This is a genomic window from Bacteriovorax sp. Seq25_V, assembly GCF_000447795.1.
Lineage (GTDB): Bacteria > Bdellovibrionota > Bacteriovoracia > Bacteriovoracales > Bacteriovoracaceae > Halobacteriovorax_A.
The window spans coordinates 448,303-464,188 of record NZ_AUNI01000015.1; the positions used below are offsets into that span (position 1 = coordinate 448,303).

A 15,886-nucleotide genomic window follows, 5' to 3' on the forward strand; every position below is an offset into this window, starting at 1 on the left:
TTATTTTATCTTTATTGGATGTTTTATGAAATGGGAAATAGATACTTTATCTGCAAAATTGAAGACAACTTGGAAAATAGCAGGTGCGGAAGTTAAACAGAAGCAAATCTTTTTAGTCAAATTTACGAATGGAAAATATGAGGGACTTGGAGAAGTTTCCTATTCTAGTAAAGAGGAAATTTCTAGAGCTTCGCTTGAAGCGGATTTGGATACATTCTCATATGCTTACAAAGATGCGAATGTTTCACAGTTTTCAGATCTTACAAGACTACTTGATGGACTAGAATTTGAAGTTGAGCAACTACGTTTTGCAATCGAAGCTGCTTTTCTTGATTACTTAAGTGAAGCCACAGAGATATCGAAGTGGAGAATTTTAGGGACAAATACAATTAGTAGCATTCAATCAATGGCATCAATTGGTCTATTTTCTTCTACAGCAGAAGGGGAGAAGCTTCTTGCTGAGAATGCACAATCAAATATTTTAAAAGTTAAAATCTCTAAAGAAACATTCAATGAGCAAGTAGATTTCATAAATTCATGTGACAAAAAAATTGTTCTTGATGCAAATGAATCATGGGGTTCAGATTTAGATAGTTTTGTTGAATCGATTAAAAAGTTGGACCTTACAAAAATACTATTAGTTGAGCAACCATTTGGTAGATACAATGTTCAAGAGCACCAGAAGTTAAAAGAACTGGGTCTCATTCAAGTGTTTCTCGATGAATCAATTGCAGATCATAAGCATTTAAATGCTTTTTTAGATATCTGTGATGGGGTTGTTTTAAAAAGTGCCAAAAGTAAATCTATTCCAAGGATTCTCTCTCAATTAACACAAGCAAGGAACCTTGGCCTGAAAACAATGCTTGGTTGTATGGTGGAATCTAGTGTTGGGATAGCTTCTCTCTTTTCTGTCGCTTATGGTTTTGATTACTATGACTTTGATGGATTTACAAAAATAGAAGTAGATAAATATGATCGAGTATTCTGGGATAATGGGAAAGTCGTTTTGTCAGGAATGAATTAAATTCCAGGTGTTACTTTCTCAATATTTAATTACAATAGAGTATATAAAAAATAATTATTAGGAGTTAGCCTTGTCTCGTTATCATTCATTAGCCTTAACTTTATTACTAACTTCATGTGGTCAGTTTATGACTCGTGATCAGATTGCAATGAAGAATGCGCAAGTTGATGAAATGCCAGTTAACGCTAATGCAACAGTACCAGTTACACTTCCTAAAAATATTTCTATAAAGAGTCTTACGAGTGATGAAGTTTCAAGACAAATAAGTTCTACAACGAAGCCTATATTTGATCACATTCACGATCTTGATCTAGACTATAAGCAAAAGCATTTTGACTTTTGGATCGGTTATTTTTCGAAGAAAGAAAAAGAACGTTTTATTCGTCATGCAAGAAATGGGGCGAAGTATAGAAGTGTAATTAATCAAATCCTAACTTCTCATGGGCTACCAACTGATCTATTTTATGTTGGTCTAATTGAGAGTGGATATAATACTCATATAAGAAGTCATGCATCTGCCGTAGGCCCTTGGCAGTTTATTAAAGGAACTGCCACAAGATATGGACTAAGAGTTGATTCACAAGTAGATGAGAGATCTCACATTATAAAGGCAACAGAAGCAGCTGCTAGTTACTTCAAAGATCTTTATAATATTTTTGGTTCATGGGAATTAGCTCTTTGCGCTTATAATGCTGGAGAGTATAGAATCATTAATGCAATTAGAAAGGGTAATACTCGTGACTATAAAGAACTTGTTAAGAAGAAATTGATTCCAAAGGAGACAATTTTCTATATTCCTAAAGTAGCTGCAGCACGTGAATTATATGAAGACTCCAAAAAATATGGACTTAGTTTACCGAGCAGAATTGATAGCCCATTTGAAAAAGTTAAGTCGGTGAAGGTATCAAGTTCTTTCGATCTTTATAAAAAAGCAAAAGAATTAAATGTTTCATTAAGTACATTTAAGGCATTGAATCCAGACTTGAGACAAAGATGGGTTAAAGTATCTAAGCGTAAGGGACAGGTTGTATTTGTTCCAACTTCAAAACATACTGACTTTTCTGCATTAAAAGATATTGATGTTGTAAGAGTTTCGAGTTCAGATAGTAAAGTAAAGAAAAAAGTTTATCGCGTGAAAAGAGGTGATAATCTAATCACAATATCAAAGAGACTTGGTGTCGATGTTAATACATTAAAAAAGATTAATGGTATTAGTGGTTCTAAAATTTATGTGGGCCAAAAATTAAAGGTTCACAAAAAAGCTAGAGAAGTCGCTTCAAATAACGCAACAACATATAGAGTAAGACCTGGTGATAATCTTTATCATATTTCACGTATGTTCAAACTTAGTATTACTGAATTAAAGAAAATGAACTCTTTAAGATCATCAAAGCTATACGTTGGTCAACAACTTTTAGTTAAAGCTCAAACTAGTAAGTACCGTGTGAGACGCGGGGATAATCTTACAAAGATTTCAAAGAAATTTGGGGTTACGGTAGGTGAAATAAAGAAAGTAAATGATCTGGACTCAAATATTGTTTATTCTGGACAAGTTTTAACAATACTAAGAGATGAGGGATAGTCAAAACTTAAAGACTTCAATATACTAATCGTATGAGAATAGGTTTTGATGCCAAGAGAGCATTTCATAATTTTAGGGGATTAGGTAATTATTCGAGAGATTTAATCGCCGGTCTTAATCGTTATTATCCAAATGATGAGTATTTTCTTTTTACGCCACCTTTTAGTGATGATCGTGCTAAAAAGTGGCTAGATCAATATAGTAAGCTCAATGTTGTTGAGCCTTCAGGTTTTTTTAATCGTAAATTTTCAAGTGTCTGGAGAAGTTTATTTCTAACTGAAGACATTGATAAAAAGCAGCTTGATATCTTCCATGGGCTTAGTCACGAACTTCCAAAAGGAATTGAAAAGTCTAATGTCAGATCGATAGTTACTATTCATGACCTTATTTTTATGCGCTATCCAAACTTTTTTCCTTGGATTGATCGTCAAGTTTATCTCAAAAAATTTAAGTATGCCTGTGAAAGTTCTGATCTTGTGATTGCGATTTGTGAGCAAACAAAGAGAGATCTCGTTAGCTTTCTCAATGTCGATGAAAAGAAAATTCGTGTTGTTTACCAATCTTGTAATCCACGCTTTTACACTCCTCTCGAAGAGGAAGAAATAAATACTGTGCTAAGAAGGTATGGGGTGGGTAAGAACTTTATTTTATACGTTGGGGCAATTGAAGAACGTAAGAATGCATTAAGTCTAGTCAAGGCCTATGCGAGCCTTAAAAAATCAATTAATCATGAGCTTATTTTAATCGGTAATGGTGGTGATTATAAAACTGAGGTTGAGAATTATATAGCAAGTAAAGGCCTAGGGAATCGAGTAAAAATTCTTACGACTGTTGATAACGCGGACCTTCCTGCATTTTATCAGGGGAGTAGCTTGTTTTGCTATCCTTCTTTTTTTGAAGGTTTTGGGATTCCAATTATAGAGGCTTTGTATTCAAAAACTCCAGTTATTACATCTGAAGGATCTTGTTTTCCTGAAGCAGGTGGACCTAACTCTATTTATATTGACCCTAAAAGTGTTGAGCAAATCGCAAGCGCGATAGAGCGTGTCTTAACGGATAGTGAACTGCGTTTTGATATGGTTGAAAATGGCCGTAATTTTGTTGAGAAATTTCACCGCAGTAAGACTTCTGAAAATATTATGAATGTTTACAGAGAACTTGTTTAGTTCTCTGTAATAAGTGATAAATTGCTTAGATTTAATTTCTTTAGAATATCGAGAATTTTAACTAATCTTTGATATTGAACTTCTTTATCCACTCTAAGATCAATTGGCGTTTCTTTATTTTTGATATCCGTAAGTTGTGCTTCAAGCTCTTCTGGACTTAGGTTTTTTCCATCTAGTGCTGTTTGATCTTTGTTTACTTCGATCACAATTGTTTTAGTTTGAGCACTAACAGCTTCTCCAGATTCTGTTTTGGGAAGACTTAGGAGTAGTGCCAGTTCTGATTTCTTAAAGACTGTTGAAGTCATAAAGAATATTAAAAGAAGAAAAACAACGTCAATAAGCGGGGTTATATCTGTAGAAACTTCTTGTCTAGATCGTCTCGCCATAACTTAAAGAACCTTTGATAATGTCTTCTTTTCTAAAACATTTTCCAATTTATCTAGCATTCCTAGAAGATAGTTGTGACCAACATAATGTGGAATCGCTACAATCATTCCACCAACAGTAGTAATAAGCGCCATCGAAATTCCTTGTGCAAAATTTGAAGGGTTATTGAGACCTGTTTGTGACATCACATGAAACGCTGTTAAAACCCCTAGTACTGTTCCAAGAAGCCCAAGTAGAGGTGATATTGTCGCGATAATCTTAATCGTATTTAGACCTTTTTCTGCTTTCGTTACATGCGTTGATACAATTTGTTTTGTCAGCTCAATGATTGAAGATGCGTCACTCGTTTGTGTCAGTCCTTTCAAGTCCTCTTTTAAAGTATCTGCTGTATTATCTGTTGATTTTAATTCAAGAGATAGGAAATACAGTTTTGATAGCATTAGTGCCCAACCAATAATATTAAGAAGTACCAGTAGGTACATAATTGGTCCACCTTGCTCAATGTATTCAAATAATCTCATATATTTCTCCTAATAATTATTCTCTTTTATTTTAAATGATAATGGATATTTAGCAATAAATTTAAATTTTACCCTTGTGCTTTTGATTTTTAACACCATCTTACAAGTGTAGGAAGGAAAGTGATAGAGGAGGTTCATATGCTACACAATCTCGTTTTCCACCATGTTGATAAGTCTCAAAACTTTCAAGATTTCATTGAGAGAAAATTCCAAAAAATTCAAAGAAAATTTAAAGATCTTATGAATGTTAAAATGAATATTGAGAAAGTAGGTCAAGATTTCATGTTTAAAATGATTCTTGAGAGATATGGTCAACCAGTAGTTCTTCATAGTGTTGATCACAACCCTTATAAAGCTGCTTCAAAAGTTTTTTCTAAGGCATCTGCCCTTAGAAATTAATCCCTCCAATAGTTACTGGCCTTAGGATTAGGCCAGTAATTAGCTCTGGTATTATCAAAATTTAAGTATTCGGCAATATTTTCCGAAAGTTAGTTGATAGAAGAGATCAAGGTCGATCTCACGGAGACTCACGGAAGATGAGAATTAATACTAACTACCAATCTATGGTTGCACAAAGGCGTCTTGGTGACGTTAATAGGCACCAGAATGTGGAACAGACAAAGTTGTCTAGTGGTAGTCGTATATTTGAAGCTTCATTCGATCCATCAGGTTTAGCAATCGCTACAGGAATGAAAGCTAGAAGTGTTTCAAATCTCCAGGCCCAACGAAATGTTAATGATGGTGTCTCTCTTTTACAAGTAGCTGAAGGGACACTTAGTGTTATGCACTCAATTAGTGGAAGACTAAGAGAGCTAGCAATGCAAGCAGCTTCAGACACTGTTAATGATCAAGATCGTTATGTTGCAAATAAAGAATTTCAACAAATGGTTCAAGAAACAAGAAGATTAACAGCATCTACAAAATTTAACGGAAACCACATTATTAATGGGAAAGGTTCAATATATGAACTACAAGTTGGAATCGATGGATCAGCTGAAACAAGCCGTCTTGTATACGATCTACAAAAAGTTTTAGCGTCGTCTAATAATTTTGGACTTAATGGTCTTAATATTTTAACAAAAGAAGATGCAAGAAGAGTATTTCAACCTGTTGATGCAATGATTGGTGAAGTTTCAAGTTCAAGAGCGAAGCTTGGTTCAGCAATGGTTAGAATGGAATCTATTAATCAGAATCTACAGATTCATAGAGAAAACCTTGAAGCATCGAAGTCTAAGATCGCTGATGCTGATGTTGCTGAATCAACTACTAATAATGCAAAAGATGAAATAATGAAGAATGCGTCACTTGCACTTCTGGCACAGGCAAATACGAGACCTGCGGCGGCAGTTAAGCTGCTTGGTTAAGATACCAAGTCTTTCCTGAACTGAATCTTAAATGTTGTCCCAATATTAACTTCACTCGTAACACTAATTTTTCCACCAAGTTTTTGAACAAGATGCTTTACGATGGCCAGCCCTAAGCCTGTTCCTCCATAGTTTCGGTTACGAGATTGATCGACACGATAAAATCTTTCAAAAATTCGAGGAAGGTGTTCTTTAGCAATCCCTGGACCGTTATCAGCAATGTAGAGGAATGTATTATGCTCATTCTCCTCCCATCTGAGATCAATCTTTATATCGCTAACACTCTCATTATACTTGATGGCATTTGAAACAAGATTGATGATAATTTGCTCAACCATCTTTGGATTAGATATAAACTCATTGGCCATAAATGTTGTATTTACCTGAACTTGTAAATCTTTAAATGATTGAAGAGTATCTGAGATAGATTGTTCTGTGAGCTCGTGGAGGTTGATTTCACTTAGTTCTACTTCGTTGATTGCTTCAATTGTTGAAAGGCTTAAAAGATCATTAAACAAACTTGTAAGTCTGTCGCAATTGTGAACGATGGTTTGAAGAATTTCTTTCTCAGACTCTGTGTAATCAGCTCTAATTGATTCTATTGTTTGAACATAGCCTTTAATTGCAGTGAGTGGAGTTCTAATTTCGTGCGAAACATTGGCAACGAAGTCACTCCTCATTTTTTCTGCCATTTTCAAACTTGTAAGGTCATGGAAGATACAAACGATTCCGTAACTATTTCCGGCGGTGTCTTTTAATGGGTTGGTGTTAATGTAGAAATACTTTTTCTTTCCTTCTGAAATCTCAATTGCAAACTCTGCACTGAAGGAGTAGCTATCAGAAGTTAAAGAGCTTTCGATAAACTTCATTAGATCATGATTTCTGATTACATCGATATAGTTTAAATTATCAACTTTCGTCGTTCTTTTTGAAAAAGAAGAAACAAAAGCATTGTTTGCAAAAAGAATTTTTCCCTTTGAGTCAATTGCAAGAATAGAGTCTGAAATTGATTCGAGTAGAGTGTAGAACTTACTCGATTCTTTTTTTAGGTTTGAGAGGAGTTTTCTGTTTGTGTACTCACTCTCATCAATACTTCTTTCAATAATTTCCCATTCTGATTGAGTAGAGTTTTCAATCTCAGAGATAAGGTTATCTTTGGTGTAAATATTTGAAAATGAAATAATCTTTGAAAGAATAGAGCGTAGTGGGTTTGCCATCTTCATTGCACCAAATAACGAGAGTAGAGTACTGATGATAAAGATAGGGAAAATATAAATTAGAATTGAATTATTTGTTTTAACAAGAAATTGAAAAATTTTCTCAGCATTAAAAATCATATACACAGAATAAGCCTTTTCCGCAAAAGTTATTTCTGAGTGATAGTAGAGAAAGTCATTATTCAGTCTTTTGTTATAGAGTAGTTTCTTATCTTCACCTTTCAAATCATCAAAAACTCGAAGAATATCTTGATTCTTAACCCCGTCAAAATTATTTGACTTACAGATATACTGTTCGGTTGCATGAAAGAGGGCAAGGTAGATTAGGTCATCATTCAGTGCATTGCAGAGGCGAGGATCATTGATCTCATTATATCGTAAAAAAATATTCACATGATTACGTGACTGTGAAACAAGATTATTCGCAGCCACTTTATTAATTCTATCTCTAGCGACAAGAATTGTTAAAATAATGGCCAAGGCCATCGCTATTGTTTGCACAAGGGCAAAGCGCTTGAAAATTCTCCAGGTGAGATTTCGAAATAATTTATGCTTAGTCGTTAAGGATTCTATAACCAATGCCTCTTATTGTCTCAATAAAGTTTGAGTAATTATTTAGCTTCTTTCGTAGACCAAAAATATGTGTATCGATTGTCCTCTCTGTCACATGGATTGGTCCTCCTTGAATCGTCTCAACAAGATATTTTCTAGTCAATACTTTTCCAGGTCTTTCTAATAGGGTGCAGAGTAACTTGTATTCCGAAACTGTCAGACTTATTTCATCATCACCTGTCCAAACTCGACATTGCTCAGTATCAACAGTGATTCCACGGTGGCTAAGTCTTCCATGTGTCGGATCTGTAATTGAGCCTGACTTCTCTTCTTCTTTCTCGGGTTGATATCTTCTAAGAAGTGACTTAACTCTGGCCTTGAGAACATTGATGTCAAAAGGCTTAGTGATATAATCATCTGCTCCGGCTTCTAGGCCGTCGACAATATCAGATGGTTTAGTTAGCGCCGTAACCATTAGAACTGGTATATTCTTGGTCCGTTCATACATTCTTATAAATTTACAGATTTCGATACCATCAAGGGCCGGTAGCATACGATCTAGAATAATCAATGAGTAATTTATATCTGTTGAGTTTTGTAAATGAGTAATGGCTTCTCGACCTTGATTAATGATTGTCGCTGTAATTCCTAGAGTCTCAAGATTTACCTTAATAAGGTTCGCAATTGCATTTTCATCTTCTACGATTAGTGCACTAAACTCGCTCATTCTTCTTCTCCGGGTTGTGTCTTATATCATGTCCTGATTCAAGGAAAATTACATCTTCGCAAATATTTGTTGAGTGATCTCCAATTCTCTCAAGGTTCTTGGCCACTCTCATTGCTGCGAAACCATCTTCAAATGGGTGTGCATCTTCTTTCATTTTTCTAAAGTATTCTCTAATTATTTCACGGTGAATGGCATTAACTTCTCTATCCGCTTTGATAACATCTGCGGCTAGATTTGTATTTGATGTTGAAAAAGAATCCAAGCTCTTCTTCACCATCTGCATAACTTCATCTTGGAGAGTTGCAAGTAGTGGGTGAGTACCTTTTAGATTTTGGTTGTATCTCTTTATACTTACAGACTGATCTCCCATGCGCTCAAGTTCTGAGTTCATCTTCATAACAGCAAGGGCTGTTCTAAGGTCTGTGGCATGCGGTGCTTTAAGGGCAATATATTTGAAAACATCATCATCAATTTTCTTGTGATACTTATTAATTTCATCTTCGATCGAGAAAATATCATTGAGTGAGTTTTCACTAACAAGTGAAAAGCTTAGGATCTTTTCAACAAGAGCCCCCATCTCGAGAATTTGTTTACGTAAAAAATTAACATTAAGTTCTGCCATATGAGTCTGCCTTTTATCCAAATCTTCCAGTGATGTAATCTTCTGTTTGTTTCTTTTTTGGGTTTGTAAATATTTCTGAACTTGGTCCTGTTTCTACCATTTCACCAAGAATAAAGAAACTCGTGTTATCTGCGACCCTTGCTGCTTGTTGCATATTGTGAGTCACGATAACTACTGTATGTTCTTTCTTAAGCTCGGTCATAAGGTCTTCAATTTTCGCTGAAGCAATAGGATCAAGTGCTGATGTAGGCTCATCCATTAAAATAATAGGAGGATAAGTTGCTAGTGTTCTAGCGATACATAGTCGTTGTTGCTGACCACCAGAGAGGCTTGTTCCATCTTGATGAAGCTTATCCTTTACTTCATTCCATAGAGCGGCTTTCTTCAAACAAGAAATTGCAATCTCTTCAAGTTTATTCTTATCTCTTTCTCCCCAAAGTCTTGGACCAATTACAACATTGTCAAAGATAGACATAGAAGCAAATGGGTTCGGCTTTTGAAAGACCATCCCAATATGACGTCTAACTTCAACGGGATCCATATTAGGCGCGTAGATATTCTTATCACCAAGAAGTACCTCGCCACTAACTTTTGCCCCATCAACTTCTTCATGAATTCGATTTAAACAACGAATGTATGTCGATTTACCACAACCTGATGGGCCAATTATAGCGTTGATTGTGTTAGCCTCATAATCGAGGGAGATACCTTTAACTGCATGGAAGTCTCCAAACCATGCCTGTAAATTTGAAACTTTTAAAGCTATATCGTTCACTTCGAATCCTCTTTAAGACTTCTTGATGAAGAATTTCAAAAATGTATTCTTCTTAAAATAGAGTCTTGCAAAAATATTTAGACCGAGTACAAGTAGAATTAAACTAAATGCCCCGGCCCATGCTTGTCTTTGCCAATCATCATATGGAGAGATGGCATAGTTATAAATCTGTACTGGGAGAGACGCCATTGGTTCTCTTGGGTCATAGCTTACATACATACTTCCAAAAGCAGTAAAGAGGAGTGGTGCCGTTTCTCCTGCCGCCCTTGATATCGAAAGGATTACTCCTGTCATTAAAGATGCACGAGAACCTTTTAAAAGAATGTGATAAATGACTTTCCATCGTGGAAGACCAAGTGCTAGACCTGCTTCTCTTATATGTGTAGGTATAAGTTTTAATATCTCTTCTGTCGTTCTCGTGATTGTAGGCAAAATTATTATCGAAAGTGCAAATGACCCCGCAAATGCAGAGAATCCTTTCATGGAAACAACGATGATGAGATAAGAGAAAATTCCAATAACTATAGATGGAACACCTGTTAAAAGATCAATAGTAAATCTTAAAAACCAGGCTATTTTCCCTTTGTTGTATTCGCTAAGGTAGACACCACAAAGAGTTCCAAGAGGAATGGCGATCAATGCGGCCATTCCAACCATCACGAGAGTACCAATAAATGCGTGCTTCATTCCCCCGCCAATCTCTCCAACCGGCTTAGGAGCGTTAAAGATAAAGTCGAAGTTTAGAGAAGATATTCCTTTTTGAAGTAGGAAATTAAAAATTAAAAATAACGGTATAACAACAATTAAACTAGAAAGTACTAGAGTTGCCTTGAATAATGTATTTTTAAATTTTCGAGAAGAAGATAGTTGCATTAATTTCTCCTCTTTGATTTCTTTGTCTGTCTCCACACGATTGTTCGAGCGAAAAGATTCACAATAAATGTAACGACAAAAAGTAACAGTCCTATATAGCAGAGAGCTGATAGATGTAAGTCAGAATCTGCTTCGGCGTACTCATTGGCCATGACAGATGCCATTGTTGATGCTGATGAGAATAATGAGCTTGAAATAATTGGAGTATTTCCAATAACCATCGCGACGGCCATTGTCTCTCCTAAAGCCCTTCCTAGTCCTAAAACGATTGCACCTATAATTCCTGAGAATGATGGTTTTAAAATTGTCAGGGATATCATTTCAAATTTAGTTGCCCCTAGAGCAAGTGCTGCTTCTTTGTTTAAATTAGGTATAGTTTTAAAAATTTCTCTGCAAACACTTGTGATCGTTGGAATAATCATCAGAGCAAGAATAATTGATGCCGCAAGAATTCCAATCCCGTAACTGACTCCTTGGAAAAGTGGGAGAAAGCCAAGTGTACTTTTTAAAAAAGGAGCAAGAGTATTTTTAATAAATGGGGCAAGGTAGTAAAGACCCCACAAACCAAATATAATACTTGGGACCGCAGCGATTAATTCGACGAAGAGAGAAAGAAAGGTTGCAACCTTTGTTCCAAGATACTCATTTACGTAAATTGCTACACCGATACTTATTGGTGCTGCGATAATCAGCGCAACAACAGACGTTATTATCGTTCCAAAAATAAATGGAAGAGCCCCAAACTCATCTTCGATAGGATTCCAGAAGTCTGTATAAATGAAGCTAAAACCAAATTCATTAAATGCAAGTTTTGAAGCAATGAAGAGCTTGAAAATCATGGCCCCAAGTAGAATAACGATAATCAGGGCGATAAACCTAAGAATAAGATAGGCTAGTTTATCTTGTTTAGAAAAAGAAATGGCCCAAGAGGAACTTGGACCATCTTTTATATTAACAGTAGATTTTTCTATCATGTTCGACATTATAGCTTGTTGACCGCCTCAAGTACATCGCTACTTAGATTTTTTGGTAGAGGTGCATAGAAGAGAGGTTGTGCATATTTCTGTCCATCAGTGAGGGCCCATTTTATAAATTTATGAATCTCTGTTTGAATAGAGTCTTTTTCTTTCAAAGAAATAAGCAGGTAAGTGAATGCTGAAACTGGATATGCACCAGAACCTGCTGCATTGATAATTGACCCTGTGAAATCATCACCTGCTCGTTTAAAGTTTGCGGCAGCAAGAGAAACTGCATTTACATCTGGGATAATGAATTCGCCATTTTTATTTTTCAGAGCAGCTACTGAAAGATTATTTTTTTGAGCGTGAGCTAAATCAATATAACCAATAGTTCCATCTGTTTGCTTAATAAGTGCTGTAACTCCATCATTACCCTTCGCTCCAACACCTGTAACCCAGCGAACAGATTTACCAGTACCAACTTTATTTTCCCATTCAGCACTAACAGCACTTAAGTATTCAGTGAAAATCGATGTTGTCCCTGAACCATCTGCTCTTCTTACTACAAGAATATCTTTTGCTGGTAGATTGAGCGTTGGGTTTAGTTTTACAATAGCGGCATCATTCCACTTATTAATTTTTCCAAGGTAGATATTTGCCAGTGTTTGACCATCTAGCTTGATTCCGTTGTTGATCTCAGAAACATTATAAGAAACCGCAACAGCTCCTAGAACTGTTGGGATGTGCATAACCTTATGCTTTGCCTTAGCTCTATCCTTTTCATTCAGAATTGCATCTGATGCACCAAAGTCTACTGTCTCAGAAACAAATTGTCTGATTCCACCACCAGAACCGATTGGTTGATAGTTGAACTGAATTGTTGAATGAATTTTTGAATATTCTGAAAACCATTTTGAATAAATTGCATATGGAAAAGATGCGCCTGCTCCATTTATTTTAGTGATTGCTAGTGCTTGAACTGAAAATAGTGCAAGTACAGAAAGTAGAAGTTTTTTCATTATTCCGTCCTGTTTAGTATTTGTTTAAATTGACTAAAACAATACAATAAAAGACAGGATTCTTTTGTTAGGATTTAATTAAGAAATTTGACGCGAGAAGCCCCGCGTCAAAAAAATGAGATGTTTCTACATTAAAGTGTATGAAACGTATAATTTAAAAGACTTATCTTTTCCTCTTCTAATCATACAGCTTCCTTCTTCCTTCTTTTCGATAAGATAGCTGTAATAATCTGGATTAGTGTCACAAATCTCAAGGATAGACTTCCCTTCGTGCTCACCGAAATCGATAACTACTTGTTCTTCAGCAATGATACCTGTAATTGGACTTGTTTCTGTGGCCATGTTCCCTCCCTAGAATCTGGCAAAAGTGCAATGATAAAAAATATATATATTTAAAAAATATTAAAACCTATCCATGGTCTACATTTTAATTTTGGGATAATAAAAACACTTTGAAAAGGTTTTTTTAACCGACTGTATTGCTAAAGAAATTTTTAAAGTAGGTCACAATCAGTTTAAATTCGTAAGGATATTGATTAGACATTTGTGCTTTAACAAGCTCTAACGCTTGAAATAGGGAAGTAGGCTCTCTATATGGTCTTGGGGATATCATCGCTGCAATGATGTCTGTGATATTAACCATCATTGTTTCAAAGCCAGAAACTGTTAAATCATTTGTTTTTTGATTTGGTCTCTCCATCTCAGATCTTAGAGTACTAAAGCTATGGTGAGCTTCAATTATTTTAAAGTGAGCTGGCGATACCTGCAAACGCCCTTGCAAGATTTGCACTGAAAGATCAGCATGATTGGAAAGAATCTTCTTATCATTTTCCGTTAAGTCTTCCTGGTCGTATTTTTCGACTGGAATTGCAGACATTCCAATGTCTTTAAAGTAGCTCGTGATAAACATATTCTCCACATCTTTCTCACTATAAGCATGAGAATACTTAAGCACTCCAAGTAAGAAAAGAGCAGAGATAAAAGGTTGTGTAAAAATATAGTGATGACCCTGCTTGATAAATTCTTGGTAAATCATTTCATGCTTTTTTGGATTATCAAAAAGGTACTTGAATAAAATTTTAAGACTTTGGTATTGCAGATTTAAAGATTCATCATTTGTTGGATCTTCAAAAAGATAGCGCAAGTTAAGAGTCAGTAACGATAACTGCTTTTTACAGTTATCATGTGGATTTCCCATTGAAAAAGATCTCGTAATAGTTCTTAGGTTTTGTTGTTGTAGTTCAATGAGTGTCTTTCGATCATTTTCGTGCGTAAAGACTTTTATATGACCTGACTGAATGATACTGATTAGTATTTTACTGTCGAGATACATTCCTTTTCGAATAATGTGCCTGAAGCTTTCATTTTCGTATGCATAAATATCACAAGGAGACGAAGGAAGATTAAAAAGTTCTCTAATTGTAAGTGGAACTAAACTAAGTGCTAAGTGTGATTGTCTAAATAAGTCTCTTGCAGTCATTGATATATTCTAGCTTTTTACTCTTATTGGGGAAAGTGGGCATTCTCCCCCTGCCAACTAGAGTTGCCAACTTTTCGATTCTTGTGACATTTTCAGAAAACCAAGAAAATAATATATAACTCATTAGAATCATATAAATGTTATTAAAACCTGATTATTTAACTCGTCTACAATCCTCAGATTGCTAAACTAATAAAACGTTACGGCGTTAACTCATTTTTGTGTAGGAACAGTTATGGCAAAGGCAAATTACAATTCAGAATTTCTAACTTATTTTAAGAACCCAAAAACATATGAAGAACTTGATCTTGTAGAGAGTGGGGCCTTAAAACTTCACTGGGCAAATTGGAATAAGCTAGTAAACCATCTTCATTCTAGTATTGATAGAGGTGAAGACATCACTCCGGTAAATGAAGTGAATCTTATGCTAGACCAATATAAAGAAGTAGAACTCTGGATTATTAATAAGCAGGGAAGTATCCGTTCAAATCTTTATGAACTATACACTTACTATCTCGATCCACGTCTACGTGAGTTATGGTTCGAACTTAATGAGGAAACTTTAATTTCTTTTAAGAGTTCTTCAGGGCCATTTATTAGACTCCAGTCAATGAGATGGTTTAATTTTGATATTTATAAGTTATTCGTATATCAAAAACTTCTGTCTAAATCTGGAGTGATCCCAAGGTCATTTCGTCTTAGTGTTAAGATACCAATGAGATGTGAATTTATTGACTCTGTTCTGGATGCCATTGATACAACTATTGTACAGGTCTCAAAAGCGGGAATGTTGATGAAGGTTCATTCAAAAGCAGATCTTCAAAGTTTAAAACTTTGTAACAACGTACGCTTCTTTGGAAATCTGGAGCCATTTATAAGATCTATGGGGAAGAAGATCGAGGCAACAAATGATATCTTTAATGGTGATGTATTCGAAGGTCACAATAAGATGAATCAATCGTTTAAATTGAAATCAAATATTTTATCTATTGGAAACAACTCTCAGAATATTTTCTATTCAAATGGACAAGAGTTTTTCTTATTCTTCTCTTATGATGACCTGGCAGACTTAGATAAGTCTGCGCTCAAAGGGCCAATGATTGAGGCCGTAGAAAAATATGAGGAGTTCTCTCTTAAGCAACTTGTTAAAGTCGCTTAAGATGCCCCCGAGCAATGGTGTTAGATTTAATATATAGAAATTCAATTTTTGAATTAAGATGAAAATATTATCTGTAATATCTATAACTTACAAAATGTATTCCTGAATCAGTTTTGCACAGTAAGTAGCATGAAGCACGGCTGCCCTAATCAAAACTGTAATTACCACCAAAAACGCGATTCAATTATCAAAGATGGAACGTTCAAACGACGTGATGACTCTCGAATCATCCAACGCTATAAATGTAAAAGTTGTGGCACTCGATTCTCAAGCTCCACTTTTTCTCTAGCAAAAGGACAGATGAAGAGACGAGTTAATCGCATGGTCTACGAACTTCTTTGTTCTAAGATGTCGATGAATCGAATCGCACGAGTTCTGAGAATCAATCCCAAAACAGTTGCTAGAAAACTAGATTATCATGCAAAGAGATGCGCAATAAAGAATAAGAACTTTCGAGCA

The 15,886-nt window shown here is 35.3% G+C and carries 17 protein-coding genes; 6 read left to right on the top strand and 11 right to left on the bottom strand.

What is annotated here, in order from left to right; translation table 11 throughout:
* Positions 1–25: 25 nt before the first annotated feature.
* The 3 genes from M900_RS09885 to M900_RS09895 all read left to right on the top strand — a co-directional run bounded on the left by M900_RS09885 (position 26) and on the right by M900_RS09895 (position 3,772).
* The gene (locus tag M900_RS09885; protein ID WP_021274607.1) at positions 26–1,024 is read left to right on the top strand and encodes an enolase C-terminal domain-like protein; all 999 of its coding nucleotides are present in this window, start codon (positions 26–28) and stop codon (positions 1,022–1,024) included.
* A gap of 70 nt (positions 1,025–1,094) precedes the next feature.
* Positions 1,095–2,606 carry a lytic transglycosylase domain-containing protein gene (locus M900_RS09890; protein WP_021274770.1) on the top strand — a complete coding sequence of 504 codons (1,512 nt, stop codon included), beginning with the start codon at positions 1,095–1,097 and terminating at the stop codon, positions 2,604–2,606.
* Between the two features lie 32 nt (positions 2,607–2,638).
* Positions 2,639–3,772: a glycosyltransferase family 1 protein gene (locus M900_RS09895; protein ID WP_021274700.1), complete on the top strand. Its 1,134-nt coding sequence runs from the start codon at positions 2,639–2,641 to the stop codon at positions 3,770–3,772.
* Here the strand turns inward: M900_RS09895 and M900_RS09900 are convergent.
* Positions 3,769–4,158, bottom strand: a complete 390-nt coding sequence (locus M900_RS09900; RefSeq protein ID WP_021274761.1) for a biopolymer transporter ExbD — start codon at positions 4,156–4,158, stop codon at positions 3,769–3,771. The genes M900_RS09895 and M900_RS09900 overlap by 4 nt on opposite strands.
* A 3-nt stretch (positions 4,159–4,161) precedes the next feature.
* Positions 4,162–4,680 carry a MotA/TolQ/ExbB proton channel family protein gene (locus tag M900_RS09905; RefSeq protein WP_021274778.1) on the bottom strand — a complete coding sequence of 173 codons (519 nt, stop codon included), beginning with the start codon at positions 4,678–4,680 and terminating at the stop codon, positions 4,162–4,164.
* A gap of 138 nt (positions 4,681–4,818) precedes the next feature.
* Between M900_RS09905 and M900_RS09910 the strand changes: the two genes are divergently transcribed.
* Entirely contained in the window at positions 4,819–5,079 is a 261-nt protein-coding gene (locus tag M900_RS09910; protein WP_021274423.1) for an HPF/RaiA family ribosome-associated protein, read from the top strand.
* Between the two features lie 137 nt (positions 5,080–5,216).
* A complete protein-coding gene (locus M900_RS09915; protein ID WP_021274653.1) occupies positions 5,217–6,044 on the top strand; it encodes a flagellin in 828 nt (275 codons plus the stop codon).
* Here M900_RS09915 and M900_RS09920 read toward each other — a convergent pair.
* The 9 genes from M900_RS09920 to M900_RS09960 form a co-directional block, all read right to left on the bottom strand.
* The gene (locus M900_RS09920) at positions 6,041–7,840 is read right to left on the bottom strand and encodes an ATP-binding protein (RefSeq protein WP_157680622.1); all 1,800 of its coding nucleotides are present in this window, start codon (positions 7,838–7,840) and stop codon (positions 6,041–6,043) included. The two genes, M900_RS09915 and M900_RS09920, sit on opposite strands and share 4 nt — an antisense overlap.
* Positions 7,815–8,540: a response regulator gene (locus tag M900_RS09925; protein WP_021274593.1), complete on the bottom strand. Its 726-nt coding sequence runs from the start codon at positions 8,538–8,540 to the stop codon at positions 7,815–7,817. The genes M900_RS09920 and M900_RS09925 overlap by 26 nt, the downstream gene beginning before the upstream one ends.
* Positions 8,527–9,162, bottom strand: a complete 636-nt coding sequence (gene phoU / locus M900_RS09930) for a phosphate signaling complex protein PhoU (protein WP_021274677.1) — start codon at positions 9,160–9,162, stop codon at positions 8,527–8,529. The genes M900_RS09925 and phoU overlap by 14 nt, the downstream gene beginning before the upstream one ends.
* A 13-nt stretch (positions 9,163–9,175) precedes the next feature.
* Positions 9,176–9,928 carry a phosphate ABC transporter ATP-binding protein PstB gene (pstB, locus tag M900_RS09935; RefSeq protein WP_034732368.1) on the bottom strand — a complete coding sequence of 251 codons (753 nt, stop codon included), beginning with the start codon at positions 9,926–9,928 and terminating at the stop codon, positions 9,176–9,178.
* A 21-nt stretch (positions 9,929–9,949) separates the two neighbouring features.
* Complete coding sequence (gene pstA, locus M900_RS09940) at positions 9,950–10,810, bottom strand: phosphate ABC transporter permease PstA (protein ID WP_021274611.1); 861 nt, start codon at positions 10,808–10,810, stop codon at positions 9,950–9,952.
* Entirely contained in the window at positions 10,810–11,784 is a 975-nt protein-coding gene (gene pstC, locus M900_RS09945) for a phosphate ABC transporter permease subunit PstC (RefSeq protein WP_021274445.1), read from the bottom strand. The genes pstA and pstC overlap by 1 nt, the downstream gene beginning before the upstream one ends.
* A gap of 8 nt (positions 11,785–11,792) precedes the next feature.
* Complete coding sequence (pstS, locus tag M900_RS09950) at positions 11,793–12,788, bottom strand: phosphate ABC transporter substrate-binding protein PstS (protein WP_021274728.1); 996 nt, start codon at positions 12,786–12,788, stop codon at positions 11,793–11,795.
* 126 nt (positions 12,789–12,914) lie between these two features.
* Positions 12,915–13,130 carry a hypothetical protein gene (locus tag M900_RS09955; protein ID WP_021274416.1) on the bottom strand — a complete coding sequence of 72 codons (216 nt, stop codon included), beginning with the start codon at positions 13,128–13,130 and terminating at the stop codon, positions 12,915–12,917.
* Between the two features lie 124 nt (positions 13,131–13,254).
* The gene (locus M900_RS09960) at positions 13,255–14,268 is read right to left on the bottom strand and encodes a hypothetical protein (RefSeq protein ID WP_021274330.1); all 1,014 of its coding nucleotides are present in this window, start codon (positions 14,266–14,268) and stop codon (positions 13,255–13,257) included.
* Between the two features lie 235 nt (positions 14,269–14,503).
* Between M900_RS09960 and M900_RS09965 the strand changes: the two genes are divergently transcribed.
* Entirely contained in the window at positions 14,504–15,427 is a 924-nt protein-coding gene (locus tag M900_RS09965; RefSeq protein WP_021274684.1) for a hypothetical protein, read from the top strand.
* The last annotated feature ends 459 nt before the right edge of the window (positions 15,428–15,886 follow it).